This window comes from Bacillus sp. CH30_1T (assembly GCF_008364765.1).
Taxonomy (GTDB): Bacteria; Bacillota; Bacilli; order Bacillales; family Bacillaceae_B; genus Rossellomorea.
This window is the reverse complement of the sequence record NZ_VTUY01000002.1, coordinates 300,964-317,439: the sequence shown is the minus strand read 5'-3', so window position 1 is coordinate 317,439 and position 16,476 is coordinate 300,964. Positions and strand designations below refer to the sequence as shown.

13 protein-coding genes are annotated in these 16,476 nt (G+C 44.4%); 10 read left to right on the top strand and 3 right to left on the bottom strand.

Annotation, left to right across the window (positions count from 1 at the left end; all coding sequences use genetic code 11):
• Window positions 1–22: 22 nt before the first annotated feature.
• Window positions 23–526 carry a YwhD family protein gene (locus tag F0342_RS04615; protein WP_149154842.1) on the top strand — a complete coding sequence of 168 codons (504 nt, stop codon included), beginning with the start codon at window positions 23–25 and terminating at the stop codon, window positions 524–526.
• Between the two features lie 496 nt (window positions 527–1,022).
• On the opposite strand, the gene F0342_RS04610 is transcribed toward F0342_RS04615, so the two are convergent.
• On the bottom strand, window positions 1,023–3,089 hold the full coding sequence (locus F0342_RS04610) for a transglycosylase domain-containing protein (RefSeq protein ID WP_149154983.1): 2,067 nt from the start codon (window positions 3,087–3,089) through the stop codon (window positions 1,023–1,025).
• A gap of 416 nt (window positions 3,090–3,505) precedes the next feature.
• Between F0342_RS04610 and speE the strand changes: the two genes are divergently transcribed.
• The 5 genes from speE to F0342_RS04585 all read left to right on the top strand — a co-directional run bounded on the left by speE (window position 3,506) and on the right by F0342_RS04585 (window position 7,938).
• Window positions 3,506–4,336: a spermidine synthase gene (speE, locus tag F0342_RS04605; protein WP_149154841.1), complete on the top strand. Its 831-nt coding sequence runs from the start codon at window positions 3,506–3,508 to the stop codon at window positions 4,334–4,336.
• Between the two features lie 124 nt (window positions 4,337–4,460).
• Complete coding sequence (gene speB, locus F0342_RS04600; protein ID WP_149154840.1) at window positions 4,461–5,333, top strand: agmatinase; 873 nt, start codon at window positions 4,461–4,463, stop codon at window positions 5,331–5,333.
• Between the two features lie 208 nt (window positions 5,334–5,541).
• On the top strand, window positions 5,542–5,979 hold the full coding sequence (locus F0342_RS04595; RefSeq protein WP_262481641.1) for a YwiB family protein: 438 nt from the start codon (window positions 5,542–5,544) through the stop codon (window positions 5,977–5,979).
• A 4-nt stretch (window positions 5,980–5,983) separates the two neighbouring features.
• Window positions 5,984–7,654, top strand: a complete 1,671-nt coding sequence (gene argS / locus F0342_RS04590; protein WP_149154838.1) for an arginine--tRNA ligase — start codon at window positions 5,984–5,986, stop codon at window positions 7,652–7,654.
• Between the two features lie 104 nt (window positions 7,655–7,758).
• On the top strand, window positions 7,759–7,938 hold the full coding sequence (locus F0342_RS04585; protein ID WP_149154837.1) for a XapX domain-containing protein: 180 nt from the start codon (window positions 7,759–7,761) through the stop codon (window positions 7,936–7,938).
• Between the two features lie 109 nt (window positions 7,939–8,047).
• Here the strand turns inward: F0342_RS04585 and uvsE are convergent, their stop codons facing one another.
• Window positions 8,048–9,001, bottom strand: coding sequence for a UV DNA damage repair endonuclease UvsE (gene uvsE / locus F0342_RS04580; protein ID WP_149154836.1), 954 nt, complete (start codon window positions 8,999–9,001; stop codon window positions 8,048–8,050).
• A gap of 11 nt (window positions 9,002–9,012) precedes the next feature.
• Window positions 9,013–10,218: a cardiolipin synthase gene (gene cls / locus F0342_RS04575; RefSeq protein ID WP_149154835.1), complete on the bottom strand. Its 1,206-nt coding sequence runs from the start codon at window positions 10,216–10,218 to the stop codon at window positions 9,013–9,015.
• Window positions 10,219–10,521: 303 nt separating this feature from the next.
• Here cls and F0342_RS04570 point away from each other — a divergent pair, with 303 nt between their 5' ends.
• From F0342_RS04570 to F0342_RS04555, 4 genes are all read left to right on the top strand, one after another.
• Window positions 10,522–12,639 (top strand): 4Fe-4S dicluster domain-containing protein, encoded by a 2,118-nt coding sequence (locus F0342_RS04570; RefSeq protein ID WP_149154834.1) that lies wholly within the window; start codon window positions 10,522–10,524, stop codon window positions 12,637–12,639.
• Window positions 12,640–12,980: 341 nt separating this feature from the next.
• Window positions 12,981–14,168, top strand: coding sequence for an acetyl-CoA C-acetyltransferase (locus tag F0342_RS04565; RefSeq protein WP_149154833.1), 1,188 nt, complete (start codon window positions 12,981–12,983; stop codon window positions 14,166–14,168).
• Window positions 14,169–14,299: 131 nt separating this feature from the next.
• Window positions 14,300–15,151 (top strand): 3-hydroxybutyryl-CoA dehydrogenase, encoded by an 852-nt coding sequence (locus tag F0342_RS04560; protein WP_149154832.1) that lies wholly within the window; start codon window positions 14,300–14,302, stop codon window positions 15,149–15,151.
• 29 nt (window positions 15,152–15,180) lie between these two features.
• Entirely contained in the window at window positions 15,181–16,317 is a 1,137-nt protein-coding gene (locus tag F0342_RS04555; protein ID WP_149154831.1) for an acyl-CoA dehydrogenase, read from the top strand.
• Window positions 16,318–16,476: the final 159 nt, after the last annotated feature.

Below are 16,476 nucleotides of genomic sequence, written 5' to 3'. Positions count from 1 at the left end.
CAACGACAAGGAGTGAAGATACATGGAAAAGAAAAAGAACATCGGGTTCAACATCATCAAAAGTGATCCTACTGACGGCCACGGAGGCTATGGTGTAGGCTCATTAAGTCTTGATAATGTTTCCCCAGTGATGATTGATGTCGAAGAAGGGGAAGCGACGATTGAAATCGGAGCTATGCATGCGAGGAGCCCGATCGAAAAAGGGATTAAATTCACGAATAATCGTGAGGATTCAGCAGGCGGTAAACCTTACTGGTTGATCTGGGTGACCATCGACCGTATGGAAAATGGACCGTACTATGCAGGTGTGACGGCATGTGAAATGGTCGTGAACCGTGAGAAGCGCAGAGGATATAAGTCCATGCCGGAGCATGTAAATAATATGGATAAATCGATTAAACGTAAAATCGTCCTCGATCAACTGGACGACAAGTCGAAAGGGATTCTCACGGACTTCCTGAAGAATCATGATGAGGGTATGTGGGAACGCTCAAAAGATGAATTAAAGGAAGCGTTAAAAGTTTAAAATCCTAGAAAAAACTTCTTTTGTGAACAAACTATGACATTTTTTTGAATATGTCGTTCACATCTTGCCCTTATGCTTGAAAAAAAGTACACTTAAATCACAGTTTGCACATAAACTAGGACATGAAAAACCACGGGTTCGCACAAACCCGTGGTTTTTCGTTTTTATAGATATTTAGCCTGATTTGGGGGCGCGATGTGGGTTTGTTGCGGCATTTTTGGACAAACTTGCGGTGCTTTTTAGGTTTGTTGCGGTACAATCGGCTAAACTTGCGGCATTTTCGAAATAACTTGTGCCACTATTGAACTTTGTTGCGCCAAATTGTGACCACCGACTTTTCTGACTGCCCAACCTGCCTCCGCTTTTCGATATGTCCAGCTCCAGGGGCTTGGGGCTCGAGGTCATAAGTCAAACTTGCCAAAAAGGCAAAAACCCGCCTTTTCGGCAGGTTCGCCTTATGCTTGTCGCCTCTGGGCAAAGCCCTTCCGCTTTTCGGTTAAAAAATCCAATCCTTCACTTTTTCATACCAAGGCTTTTCTTCTTTTTTCGTTGGTGCCTTTTCTTTCGGAGCTTCATTTTCACCCAGGTGGTCATGACAGTATTCTGTAGGTTCGGTTCCTTTTACAAAGTACGTGAAGCGCTGCACGGGACAGTCCTCTGTGGCTAGTTTCCCGTTATGGGGGTTCACGGCTACGCCGACGACACCCTTCGTTGGCTTGAAATTTTTAACGGGTTCATCCTTCAGCGCTTCCTCCATGAAATTCACCCAGAGTTTCTTGGCTAAATATTTATCGTCGACCAGGGAGATTTCTTTTTCTTTGTCATATCCGGTCCACACCCCTGCAGTGAGCTGAGGTGAGTAGCCGATCATCCAGTTATCTGTGTTAGTGGTACCTGATTTTCCGGCATAGGGACGGGTGGCGTCTTTCCGGATCTGGATCCCCGTTACCGTGGAGTAATCATTGAGCTTTGGATCAAATATACCACTCAGCATATGTGTCATGACGTACGCCTGATCAGGGTCCAAAATCTGTTTTTTTTCAGATTTATTTTCGTAAATGACGTTACCGGACCAGTCTTCCACACGTGTAATGAATACCGGTTTTACCTTATAGCCTCCGTTTGCGAAGATATTATAGGCGTTGACCATATCGATGACTCTTGCCCCTGAAGTACCGAGTGCAGAGGAAGGATACTTTTTTACCTTTGTTGTTAATCCAAATGTATCTTGTGCTGTTTTCGTTAAGGTATCCTGACCAATGAAAAGGTGGGTTTTCACTGCGTACACATTATCGGAAAGAGCAATGGCCTGAGCAAGGGTGATGTCATCCCCTGCATATTTATTGTTGTAGTTGTGAGGTGTGTATTTCGCTTTGCCATCATCAAATGTGAATGAAGTTAACTCACTTTTCATCGTCGTTGATGGGGTGAAACCTTGCTCCAGGGCAGAATAGTACAGGAGCGGTTTAATCGTCGATCCCGGCTGACGAATGGCCTGAACCGCACGATTAAATGGGCTTTCCTCATAGCTTCTTCCACCGACAAGCGCTGTTACATAACCATTTTTAGGGTTCATTGATACAAATCCCAGTTGAATATCAGATTCATCAGGGATTTGATCCTTCACGACTTTTTCTGCTACTTTTTGATGGTCGGGATGAAGGGTGGTGTATACCTTCAGTCCGCCCATTTCAATAGTCCGCTCTTCTATGCCTAAGTCAGAGCGCAGAATGCTTTTCACAACGTCTTGAAAATACGGAGCCGTTTTTGCCTTTTGGTGTGCATGTTCGCCTGTTATGGTAATCGGAGCTGCCTTTGAAACTGCCTGTTGTTCTTTTGTAATGAAGCCGTCCTCGGTCATGGACTTAAGGATCAGTTCCTGGCGCTTCTTGGCATTCTCCATATTGGCGACGGGTGAATAGTACGTCGGTGCTTTCGGGATGCCGGCAAGCATTGAAGCTTCGGCTACGCTCAATTGGTTGGCATCCTTGCCAAAATAGTATTGACTCGCTGCCTGGACTCCGTAAGCTCCGTGTCCATAATAGATGGTATTTAAATAGCCTTCCAGAATTTCTTTCTTCGAATAGTTCATCTCGATCCGAATCGTATAGAGGGCTTCTGAAATCTTTCTTTTCCATGTCTTGTCATGGGATAAAAATAGATTGCGAGCATACTGCTGGGAAATGGTACTGGCTCCTTGCACCTTTGCCATGGCTTTCAAGTCGGCAAGTGCTGCTCCCGCCATACGTTTGATATCGAAGCCATAGTGCTGATAGAAGCTTTTGTCTTCAATGGAGATGGTCGCTTCAATGAGCGCAGGGGAGATTTCTTTCAGGCTCACCCAATATCGTTTCTCTCCTGTATTCGTTTCCCCTATAACCGAACCGTCCTCACCGTAGAGCAAAGTGGATTGAGGCACGGCAAGCGGAGGGGGTCCCTGGATTTTAGCGTATGTTAAAACTCCGATCAGCCCACCAAGAATCAAGACCGTAACCAATAAACCTGCAACGACTGCCACTCTGGCATACTTTTTTGTTTTCTCCATTCGTGCCATCAGTTCCATACCTCTCCCCACCTTCTCCTCCCAAGGTCCGTAAGTTTAGGGACGGACCTTGGTTTGTATTTAGACAATAGTAAACATCCTATATTATGTTTAGCGTATAGTATCAGTATGAAAAGTTTTACGAGTTTTTAAACGTCAAAGATTTAGAAAAAATTTCACTTGAAATTTTGCTAGATTCCACTATACTTTTTCTCATGTTTGTATTTATCATGATAGGGAAGGATAAAAATGACGTCTGTTGCGGACGTTTTTATAAATAGGAGTAAAGCCCGTCATTACAGGCTTTCGCTTAACTGAGTGATCTATTTTGTCCTGAGATGAACGTGTGAAAACTCAAACTAGTGGTATATGTTTTTTACAGCGAAGAACGGAAATTGTGGAAAAATCAACAAAAAACAGGAAGGGAAGTTGAAACAATGAGTGGACTTTGGTACACAGAAAAACAAACAGAAAACTTCGGAATCACGATGAAAATCAAGAAAACTTTACATACAGAGCAAACGGATTTTCAATATCTTGAAATGGCAGAGACAGAAGAGTGGGGTAACATGCTATTCCTTGATGGAATGGTGATGACAAGCCAAAAAGACGAGTTCGTATATCATGAAATGGTAGCTCACGTGCCTTTATTCACTCACCCTAATCCTGAGAAAGTATTAGTTGTCGGTGGCGGAGACGGTGGCGTAATCCGTGAAGTGTTAAAGCACCCAAGCGTAAAGAAAGCGGTACTTGTTGAAATCGACGGAAAAGTAATCGAGTATTCTAAGAAGTATCTTCCGGAGATTGCTGGGGAACTGGAAAACGAGCGCGTTGACGTACAAGTGGACGATGGCTTCATGCACATCGCGAAAAGTGAGAATGAATATGACGTGATCATGGTTGACTCGACTGAGCCTGTCGGTCCAGCAGTAAACCTATTCACAAAAGGTTTCTATGCAGGAATTTCGAAAGCACTGAAAGAAGACGGGATCTTTGTCGCTCAATGTGATAATCCTTGGTTCAAAGCAGATCTTATTCGCCAAGTACAAAGCGATGTAAAGGAAATCTTCCCGATTACACGTCTGTACACTGCGAATATCCCGACATACCCAAGTGGATTATGGGCTTTCACCATCGGTTCGAAAAAGCACGACCCAATCGAAGTGCCGGAAGACCGTTTCCATGAAATCGAAACAAAATACTACACACCAGAACTGCACAAAGCAGCATTCGCCCTTCCTAAATTCGTTAAAGACCTGACGAAATAAAGAAAATTTGAGGGACGGACCTCAAATTTCAATGAAAATAGTTCAAATTGGATAGGGACGGACCTTCAGAAGGTGTTAAGCACCTCCTAGAGGTCCGTCCCTCTAAAAAGAGAGGTTGAAAAGTATGCGTTTTGATGAGGCTTATTCAGGTAATGTGTTTATTAAGAGTCATCCTTCTTATGAAGACAGCCAGGTAGTTCTTTACGGTATGCCGATGGATTGGACGGTGAGTTACCGCCCGGGCTCCCGTTTTGGCCCGGCCCGTATTCGGGAGGTATCGATCGGTTTAGAAGAGTACAGTGCCTATTTAGACCGTGAGCTTGAAGAAGTGAAATTCTTTGATGCCGGGGATATTCCATTGCCATTCGGTAACCCGCAGCGAAGTATTGATATGATTGAAGACTATATCGACGGTCTTCTTGGAGACGGGAAAATCCCATTTGGAATGGGTGGAGAGCACTTGGTCTCATGGCCAGTCATGAAAGCAGTCGCTAAGAAATACCCGGACCTTGCGATCATTCATATGGACGCTCACACGGATCTTCGTGAAGAGTATGAAGGAGAGCCATTATCTCATTCAACTCCAATCCGCAAAATCGCTGAGCATATCGGACCAAAGAATGTCTACTCATTCGGAATCCGTTCCGGGATGAAAGAAGAATTCCAATGGGCGAAAGAAAACGGCATGCACATCTCGAAATTTGAAGTACTTGAGCCGTTGAAGGAAATTCTTCCTCAACTTGCAGGACGTCCTGTGTACGTGACGATCGATATTGATGTATTAGACCCTGCCCACGCTCCTGGTACAGGAACCGTGGATTGCGGGGGGATTACGTCTAAAGAATTACTGGCATCTATCCATGCCATCGCTCACTCTGACGTGGATGTAGTAGGTGCAGATCTTGTAGAAGTTGCCCCGATCTATGATCCGTCCGAGCAAACAGCCAATACAGCAAGTAAGCTGATTCGCGAAATGCTCCTGGGCTGGGTAAAATAAATTCCAAAAGCCTCTTCTTTTGACAGAAGAGGCTTTTCTTTTACCATAAATCCGCTTACATCCACTCCGGAAAAGGAAAACTCCCCGTGTTCCATTGCAATTTCCCACAATACTTCTTATACTTAATTAGTTAGAAGGAAGGGACGTCTAAAAGAGGGACGGACCTATCACTTGATCGGACCCTAAAATAGAAAAGGATGTGAGTGGTTTGACGGCAAAAACAGATTACACCCCTGTCAAAGTTCACTTGAAAACCAAAATCACAATAGGAGAGGAAAGTGACTCTTTTGAATTGGTATCATTTGGTCGATACTATGAAAAAGGAGATGCCGTTTTCCTGAAGTACGATGAGGTGCAAGAGGAAGGAACCACCCATACGATTGTTAAAGTCTCGGATCAACAAGCTCTTATTCTCAGAAGCGGTGCAGTGAAAATGAGAATGGCCTTTAACGAACGGGAGGAACAAAATGGTTCATATGAAAGCCAGATGGGTACTCTCTTACTTACAACCAAAACAAAGAAACTTTCACATACACAAAGTAACTCCAAACTGGAAGGGGATTTCAACCTTTCTTACGAGTTAAAGATGCAAGATAGTCCAGTAGGGGATTATGTTATGTCCATTCACTATAAGGAGGAAGCATAGCGATATGAATATTGTCGAAAAAGTACAAGAAAACCTGAAATCCGAAATAAAAGCAGCGGTTCTGAAAGCGGGACTCGCAACAGAGGATCAGATTCCTGATGTTATTTTAGAAGTCCCGAAAGAAAAATCCCACGGGGACTACTCTACCAATATGGCGATGCAGCTTGCACGCGTAGCGAAAAAAGCGCCGCGCATGATTGCAGATGACATAATGGCAAACTTCGACCAGTCCAAGGCATCAATTGAAAAAATGGAGATCGCAGGACCTGGATTCATTAACTTCTACATGAACAATGAATACCTGACCGACTTGATTCCATTGATTCTTGATCAAAACCAGGAATACGGTCAATCTAACGCGGGGAATGGCGAGAGAGTGAACGTCGAGTTTGTATCTGCCAACCCGACAGGTGACCTTCATCTTGGGCATGCCCGTGGAGCGGCTGTAGGTGATTCCCTATGTAACGTTCTTGAAAAAGCCGGCTATAAAGTCACGCGTGAATACTACATCAACGATGCAGGAAACCAAATTCATAACTTGGCGATTTCCGTCGAGGCCCGTTATTTCCAAGCTCTTGGAGAAGACAAAGCGATGCCTGAAGATGGATATCATGGGGCGGACATCATCGGAATCGGGAAGAAACTAGCGGAAGAATTCGGTTCGAAATATGCGGAAGTAAGTGACGAAGAGCGCTACAAGTTCTTCCGTGAGTACGGGCTGAAGATCGAAATGGCCAAGCTTCAAAAGGACCTGGAAATGTTCCGTGTGCCGTTCAACGTGTGGTACTCTGAAACATCTCTTTACGAAAACGGTAAAATTGACGCTGCGCTAAAAACACTAAAAGACAATGGTCACGTTTATGAAGAAGAAGGCGCAACCTGGTTCCGTTCGACTGAACTTGGCGATGACAAGGACCGTGTTCTCATCAAGAATGATGGAACGTACACGTATTTGACTCCGGATATTTCCTATCACCAGGATAAATTCGAACGCGGACACGATGTGCTGATCAATATTTGGGGTGCTGACCACCACGGATACATCCCTCGTATGAAAGCGGCGATTGAAGCACTTGGTTTTGACCGTGAGAAATTAGAAGTAGAAGTGATTCAACTGGTTCACCTTTATAAAAATGGTGAGAAGATGAAGATGAGTAAGCGTACAGGTAAAGCAGTCACTTTACGTGAGCTTGTAGAAGAGGTCGGCCTGGATGCAGTCCGTTATTTCTTTGCCATGAGAAGTGCGGATACGCATATGGACTTTGATTTGGACTTAGCGGTATCCCAATCAAATGAAAATCCAGTTTACTATGCTCAATATGCCCACGCGCGTATTTGCAGCATTCTTCGTCAAGCAGAGGAGCAGGGACTCGCTTCCGAAGATAAGATCGACTTAAAGCTGATCGGCACGGAAAAAGAGGTGGATTTACTGAAAAAATTAGGTGAATTCCCACAAATGGTTGCCGATGCAGCGGAGAAACGTACACCACACCGTGTAGCAAATTACATTAACGACCTGGCATCAGCTTTCCATAGCTTCTACAATGCCAATAAGGTTCTTGACGAAGAAAACCGTGAACTTACAACGGCACGTCTGGCTCTTGTAAAAGTGGTTCGAGTCACATTACAAAACGCTCTTGCATTAATCGGAGTTGCCGCTCCGGAAAAAATGTAATGACGATAGATGAAGAAGGTCCGTCCCTCGGGGTGGACCTTTTTTCTTATATTTCTCCAGCTTTTACGTATAATAAAAGTAGACATATTGTTCAGGAGGATGTTATGAAAACAGTTATCTTAGCAATTGTGACCGGTTTCCTGGTTGGATTTATTTTTGCTTTATTCAAGCTTCCGATTCCTGCACCGCCTGCCTTGGCAGGAATTGCAGGAATCGTAGGCATTTATCTTGGATTTAAAGCCTTCACGTCCATTCAGCCTTGGATTGAATCGGTCTTTAAATAAAATTCACATGGGAATCGATTCCATTTCCGGTGGCTTCCAACGATCTTGAAAGTTACCGGTTCCTGGAATAGACAAAAAAAGACGAACAACAGCGTGTTCATCTTTCCCTCTACCATTCCAATGCCCCGCCACTAATCCGCTTCACTCCCCGAATCGTCGAGAGGTCCTCTATCAGTTTCAGCATGGCCAAATCCTTATGCTTTGCTTCAATCATAAAGTCAACGTCCTGATCAAACGTCTTGAGTGATTTGAAAAACCCCTCTACGAAGCCCGCATCGACCAAATCAGCGTGAGAGCGGAAGGCTTTTTCCGATTTTGGGGAGGAGATATGTATTTTTGGAACCAGATCTCTCTTTTTCCATGTAGCAAAAATCGCTTCAAGATAATCCTCCAGAGGCTTCTCACTAAGGTTGGCCTCGTGATGGTGGATATCAAGGACCATGGGGATGTTTTCTTTTTGGCAAACACCTAATGTTTCTTCTACCGTATAGGTTTTGTCGTCGTTCTCCAAGGTCATGATCTCTTTCACCTCAGTCGGGAGGTCTTTCAGGTTCTCATGAAAACGTATCAGCGTTTCTTCCTTATCACCATAGCTTCCACCAATATGAATGTTAATGACAGAGCTATCCTCAATCCCCATATACTCAAGCATGCGGTAATGATATACCATATCCTTTACGGCGTTGTCAGTGACATGCTGCTTGGGGCTAGTGAATAAAGTGAATTGATTGGGGTGAAAGCTTGCCCTGATTCCAAACTTCTTAATCAGTTCCCCAAGTTCTTTCCATTCTTTTTTAAAAGGAGTATGGAAATCCCATTCCACTTCCGGGTGAGTAGCTAATGGAACAAGCGAGCTTGAGAGTCGGTACACTTCAATTTCATGAGCTGCACACAGATACAGTATGCGTTTCGTATGTTCCAGGTTTAATCTTGTTACTTCCTTCAAACGATCCATTCGTTCCTCTTTGGGAAGAACAGAATATCGTTTGAAGGTCATGGATTTGGCAGGGCTCGCGTCCCATAAGGAAAGGGAATTAGCAACGAACCCCAGTCTGACTTTCATGTGATCTCCTCCTAAAGTAAGATTGAAATGGATGAAGCGACACGCTCTTTTATACGGGTGAGCAAGGAAACATTTCCAAGATCGCTTTCGCTCAGCATGTCGGATGCTTCCATATCCTTTGCCATTTCTTTTTTCAATGTGTGAATAAATTCTTTGTCGAAAATAAGATTGTTAATTTCAAGATTAATAAAGAAACTTCTTTTGTCAAAATTGGCGGTACCTAAATCACAGAAATGATCGTCTACGATCATTACCTTCGCATGGTAAAAACCGTTCATAAATTGGTACACCTTTGCCCCTTTAGCCAGTAAGGTTCTAAAGTAAGGGAATGCGGCCTCCTTCACTAACATATGATCGGCATAATTTGGAGTGATGATCCTTACAATAACACCGCGTTCCAATGCATCACATAGTGCCTCCATTAAAATAGGGGTGGGAATGAAATAAGGAGTCCCAATGATGACTTCCTTCTCGGCTTCATCGATAAAATTCTTGAAGAAATCCTCGATATTCACTCCTTCTGTCGGGAAAACCTGATGGGGAATGCTTCCTTTCTCAGCTGAAGGGAAGTATTTTGGTTCGTCTTTCAGATCCTTTTTCGTCGCTCTGAACCAATCAATGCAGTATTCTGTTTGTAAATCGTGCACACCTTCCCCTTCTAAACGAAGATGGTAATCCCTCCAAGGAGAAAGCTCGGGTTTGTCATTTTCATCAATATATTCTTTCCCGACGTTATAACCTCCCAGATATCCAATCTTGCCATCGATCACCGTGATCTTTCGGTGGTTACGCTGTTGAGAGGAGAAGAATAGGAAGGGGAGGCGCACCTTTTCGCAGAATGCTGCCTCCACACCTGCGTCACGTAGCATTTTTATTTTTGATTTAGGTACTTTATGACTTCCGATCTGATCCATTAACAGGCGGACCTCTACGCCTTCTTTTGCTTTATCCTTCAGTAATTCCATAAACCGTAAAGAAAAGTGGTCATCTTGTACGATATAGAATAAAACATGAATGGAAGACTTGGCTTCTTTCATTTCTTTAAACATTTGATCAAAAAGCTCGGGACCTCTGGAAAATAACTTAATATTGCTGTTTCGTTTTTCATAATCTCTTCTTGTCCGTGTCCGGATGAAACGACTTCTCCCCAGCTTAAAGTCGATCATTAACCAGCCTATGACAACAACTATTATGAACAGTAGGATGAACCACCACATATAATCACTCTCTCATCTGCATTGGCATTAGTATGCCCTTAAACCTTACCTACTTTGCACTCTTTCTTCTTTTACCTTAAATATTCATATTGAAACCTATAGGGGGTACAAAAAGTCCTGGTTGCTTCCAAGGAATGAATGACTATTCATGTAAAGGTTTTCATTTTTCTTAGTAAAAACCATTGACTGAATGCTCATTCATAATATAATGGATATATGGACTATTCAGAATATTAATTTGGTTTGTAAAAGTTTGAACAAAGGGGAAGTTCAATCGAACCAAAGAAGGGGGAGTGTTTTTCAATGAATGGGTTACTCATTCTCAATTGGGTTGCATTTATTCTTGTGACCGTTTACGCACTTAGTCTGTTTGTGTATGTAGTAAAGACGAGAATTGAATATATTAAGCTCGGAAAGAAAGTAGAGTTCGACCAGCGATTCAAAGAACGATTCCAGAAGATCGTGGTCAATGTTTTCGGACAGAAGAAGCTCTTGAAGGATAAGAAGAGTGGAGCGATCCATGTCATGTTCTTCTACGGCTTCATATTAGTTCAATTCGGAGCCATCGATTTCATCTGGAAAGGACTGGCACCGGGTAGTCACTTACCACTGGGACCGTTATATCCCGGATTCACGTTCTTCCAGGAGCTTGTCACACTGATGATCCTGGTAGCGGTTGTTTGGGCTTTCCATCGCCGCTATGTGGAGAAGTTGGTTCGTTTAAAAAGAGGATTTAAATCAGGATTGGTTCTCCTATTCATCGGTGGATTAATGCTATCGGTCCTTGTAGGGAACGGAATGGGCCTTATCTGGCACGGTGAAGAGCTTGCCTGGACAGAGCCTGTAGCGTCACTCATTGCAGGAGCACTTGGAGCCATTGGAGAAACAGCTTCCATCCTCATCTTCTATGTGGCCTGGTGGATCCATTTACTATTCTTACTGGCTTTCCTTGTATATGTTCCACAATCCAAGCACGCCCATTTAATTGCAGGTCCTGCGAATGTCTACTTCAATCGATTAGACAACCCTGGAAAGCTTAAGCCCATCGACTTTGAAGATGAGTCAGCGGAAAGCTTCGGGGTAGGGAAGATTGAAGAGTTCACGCAACATCAAATGATCGATTTCTACGCTTGCGTGGAATGTGGTCGTTGTACGAATATGTGTCCTGCAACAGGAACAGGGAAAATGCTTTCCCCAATGGATTTAATCGTCAAGCTGCGTGATAATCTGACCAATCATGGCGCTGTCGTTACGCAGAAAAAACCTTGGGTGCCGACATTTGCATTCAATGGCACTAAAGGGAATCAACTGGCGATGGCGAGTGCCACTCAAGCAGCGGAAGAAGCGGCTGCTGGAGCTACGTACAGTCCAAGCCTGATCGGAGACGTCATCACAGAAGAAGAGATCTGGGCATGTACGACGTGCCGTAACTGTGAAGATCAATGTCCAGTCATGAACGAGCATGTGGATAAAATCATCGATCTTCGCCGTTACCTGGTCCTGACAGAAGGAAAGATGGATGCAGATGCACAACGCGCGATGCAAAATATCGAACGCCAAGGGAATCCTTGGGGTCTGAACCGGAAAGAACGCGAAAACTGGCGTGAAGCGAGAGAAGACGTTCATATTCCTACGGTGAAAGAAATGAAAAAAGCGGGAGAAGACTTCGAATATTTATTCTGGGTTGGATCCATGGGTTCATTCGATAACCGCAGCCAAAAAATTGCGTTATCCTTTGCCAAGCTGCTGAATGAAGCAGGCGTGAAATTCGCAATCTTAGGTAACAAAGAAAAGAACTCCGGTGATACACCACGCCGACTCGGTAATGAGTTCCTATTCCAGGAGCTTGCAGGTCAAAACATCGCCGAGTTTGAAAAGAATGAAATTAAGAAAATTATTACGATCGATCCACATGCGTATAACATTTTTAAGAATGAGTATCCGGACTTCGGTCTGGAAGCAGAAGTGTATCACCATACGGAGCTTCTGTATGACCTGGTAAAAGAAGGGCGTCTGAAGCCGAAATACGAAGTGAATGAAACGATCACCTTCCACGATTCCTGTTACCTGGGACGTTACAATGAAGTATACGATCCACCACGGGAAATCCTGAAATCGATCTCCGGCGTGAAATTGGTTGAAATGGAACGTAACCGTGAAAAAGGCATGTGCTGTGGAGCGGGTGGAGGACTCATGTGGATGGAAGAAGACGCAGGTCACCGCGTGAACGTTTCCCGTACAGAGCAGGCACTTGAGGTCAGCCCATCGGTCATCAGCTCGGGTTGTCCATACTGCCTAACGATGCTATCTGATGGAACGAAAGCGAAGGAAGTAGAAGAAACCGTCTCTACTCAGGATGTGGCAGAAATCCTTGAAAAAGCGGTATGTGGCGATCAAAAAGATCAGCCAGCTGCATCGTAAAAAGAATATTATCTGTTTAATAATGAAAAGTCTGCTTCTCAGTAGTTGAAGAATCAGGAGTGAAACAAAAGCCTCTACCTGCGTTTCACTCCTGTTGTTTTTCTACAATAATATAATTAAAAGAAAAATAAAAACTTTCTAAAAAATCATTACGTTCTATCCTAATATGAAGTACAATAAAGGTATATAAGGGACGAAATCTGTCCCTTCTCTTTTGGGGACTGGTTGAGCGAGCGTTCAGTCGAATATTAGTAAGTCCTATTTTTTTAAGAACAGTTGAAAGCGTATACAATTTGTTTTTGTCGAATCAAATCATTCAGATATAAAGGAGAGCGATTGAGATGGGAAAAACGGTTATTTTAGATGGAGCAAGAACGCCATTCGGTAAATTTGGTGGAACCTTAAGCAGTTTTACAGCTTCAGAGCTGGGCGGTTTTGCCGTGAAGGAAGCCCTGAAACGATCAGGAATAAAAGGCGAAGAGGTAGAAGAAGTGATCCTCGGATCTGTACTACAAGGGGGGCAGGGGCAGATCCCGTCCCGACAAGCATCCCGTCATGCAGGATTACCGTGGAACGTCAAAACGGAAACCATCAACAAGGTATGTGCTTCAGGAATGCGCAGTGTGACAATGGGTGACCAAATCATCCGTTCAGGTGACGGCGAAGTGATCGTAGCGGGGGGAATGGAATCCATGTCAAATGCACCGTACATCCTTCCGAAAGCTCGCTGGGGCTTCAAGATGGGGGATTCCCAAGTGAAGGACTTAATGGTTCATGACGGATTAACATGCAGCTTCAACAATGTTCACATGGGAACGTACGGAAATGAAACAGCGAAGGAATTTGAACTATCAAGAGAAGAGCAGGACGGGTGGGCACTTAGAAGCCATGAACGCGCTCTTAAAGCGACAGATACAGGTATTCTGGGGGAAGAAATCGTCGCGGTGGAAGTACCACAGCGTAGAGGGGAACCAGTAGTAGTCAGTAAAGATGAAGCCCCACGCAAAGAAACGTCCATCGAAGCTCTGGCCAAATTAGGTCCGGTCTTCGGATCAGAAGGAACGATCACAGCAGGGAACGCACCAGGGGTCAACGACGGGGCGGCAGCAATGGTACTCATGAGCGAAGAAAGAGCCATAAAAGAAGGAAAGCGGCCATTAGCTACTATCCTTGGACATACAGCAATTGCCGTTGAAGCAAAGGACTTCCCGCAAACACCGGGACTCGTCATCAATGAGCTGTTGAAGAAAACAGGCAAATCACTTGAAGAAATCGACTTGTTTGAAATTAACGAAGCATTCGCAGCTGTTGCATTAACAAGTGGGAAAATCGCCGGGTTAGATCCGGAAAAAGTCAATGTGAACGGTGGAGCAGTCGCCCTTGGTCATCCGATCGGAGCAAGCGGAGCACGTATCATCCTGACACTGGCATACGAACTGAAGCGTCGCGGAGGCGGTGTAGGAATTGCATCGATCTGCAGCGGCGGTGGTCAAGGGGATGCGATTATGATAGAGGTCGCGAAGCAGTAGGGCGATAGGATTGTACCAGTACAAAACGGCTAATTTATGCCTGGCACGCATAAATGTGATCGGCCACAACTTCAATTACAAACGAATCCAACTAGATTACTAGTGTTAGCTATAACAAAGGGGAGAAAATAATGAACATCAAAAAAGTAATGGTCATCGGGGCAGGACAAATGGGATCAGGGATCGCTCAAGTGTGTGCGCAAGCAGGATTCGACGTCTACCTGAACGATTTGAAAGCAGAATTTGTACAAAAGGGCATCGGCGTGATCACAAAGAATCTGACGCGCTCCGTTGAAAAAGGAAGAATGTCAGAAGAAGATAGAACAGCTACAGTGAACCGGTTAACGGCTTCAACCGATATTCACGACGCGAAGCAAGTAGACCTTGTCATCGAGGCAGCAGTTGAAAACATGGATATCAAAACAAAAATCTTTGCTCAACTGGATGAGATTGCACCAAAGCACACGATCCTTGCTTCTAACACTTCATCACTACCGATTACAGAAATCGCTGCAGCAACAAAGCGTCCCCAGCAAGTAATCGGAATGCACTTTATGAACCCGGTACCGGTCATGAAACTAGTTGAAATCATTCGTGGCCTTGCAACAACGGATGAAGTGTATCAAGTGATCGAAGACATGACGAAATCCCTCCACAAAGTACCGGTTGAAGTTGAAGATTTTCCTGGATTCGTCTCAAATCGTATCCTTATGCCGATGATCAATGAAGCGATCTACACGCTGTATGAAGGAGTCGCGAGTAAAGAGGCGATAGATGAAGTGATGAAGCTCGGTATGAATCATCCAATGGGTCCTCTTACTCTTGCAGACTTCATCGGACTTGATACATGCCTATACATCATGGAAACACTGCATGAAGGCTTCGGTGATGACAAATATCGCCCATGCCCGCTACTTAGAAAATATGTGAAAGCAGGCTGGTTGGGACGTAAAACAGGCCGCGGTTTCTATTCATACGAGTAATAACGACGAACATCAGGGAGGAACCATTCATGGAGTTACGATTCACGGAAGAGCAACAGATAATGAGAAAAATGGTACGGGATTTTGCCGAAACGGAAATCCAGCCGTTTATCGAGAAGATGGAAGAGGGACAATTCCCGAGGGAGATTTTGAGCAAAATGGCTGAGCTTGGCCTGATGGGAATCACGATTCCTGAGAAATATGGTGGTTCTGAAATGGATTTCACATCCTATATCATTGCCATTCATGAGCTGTCTAAAGTAAGCGCAACCATCGGGGTGATCCTGTCTGTGCATACTTCAGTAGGAACAAATCCGATTCTATATTTCGGAAACGAAGATCAGAAACAAAAGTATCTTCCTAAGCTTGCGACCGGGGAATATTTAGGCGCTTTCTGCTTAACGGAACCAAGTGCAGGATCGGATGCGAAAAGCTTGAAAACGAAAGCCGAAAAACGTGACGATCACTATGTATTAAATGGCTCAAAAGTCTTTATTACAAATGGTGGCGAAGCGGATACGTATATTGTCTTTGCTGCAACGGACCCGTCAAAAGGGAGCAGGGGAGTATCAGCTTTCATCGTAGAGAAAGATGCACCGGGCCTTGTGATTGGAAAAGACGAACATAAAATGGGTCTCAACGGTTCGAGAACGGTTCAGTTGACCTTTGAAGATATGAAAGTCCCGGTTGAAAACCTTCTGGGTCAAGAAGGGGAAGGCTTCAAAATCGCCATGGCGAATCTGGATGTCGGCAGGATCGGGATCGCAGCACAAGCATTAGGGATTGCTGAAGCGGCTTTCGACTATTCCACCGCTTATGCCAAAGAGCGCGTACAATTCGGTAAGCCGATCGCAGCCCAGCAAGGCATTGGATTTAAGCTTGCCGATATGGCGACGGCTGTTGAAGGATCGAAGCTTCTTGTGTACCGTGCGGCAAATCTTCGTTCAAACAACATTTCCTGTGCAAAAGAAGCAAGCATGGCAAAGTTATTTGCCTCTAAAACAGCGGTCGAAGTGTCGACCGAAGCGATTCAAGTCTACGGCGGATATGGTTATACAAAAGAATATCCGGTTGAGCGTTTGTTCCGTGATGCGAAGGTGACGGAGATTTATGAGGGTACGAGTGAGATTCAGAGAATGGTGATTGGGAAGAATTTGTTGGTTTGATGGATCGGGTGGGTTTAACCTTTTGGAAGAGTGTAGTCGGGCATACATTCTGAAGCGTGTCAGGCACCCGATTTAGATTGCGATGTTTAGTGGCGTAAAGGGGTTTGGGGCATCGCCTGACTTGTAAGGGTGCCAGACCCGGACAAATTTAGTTATGGG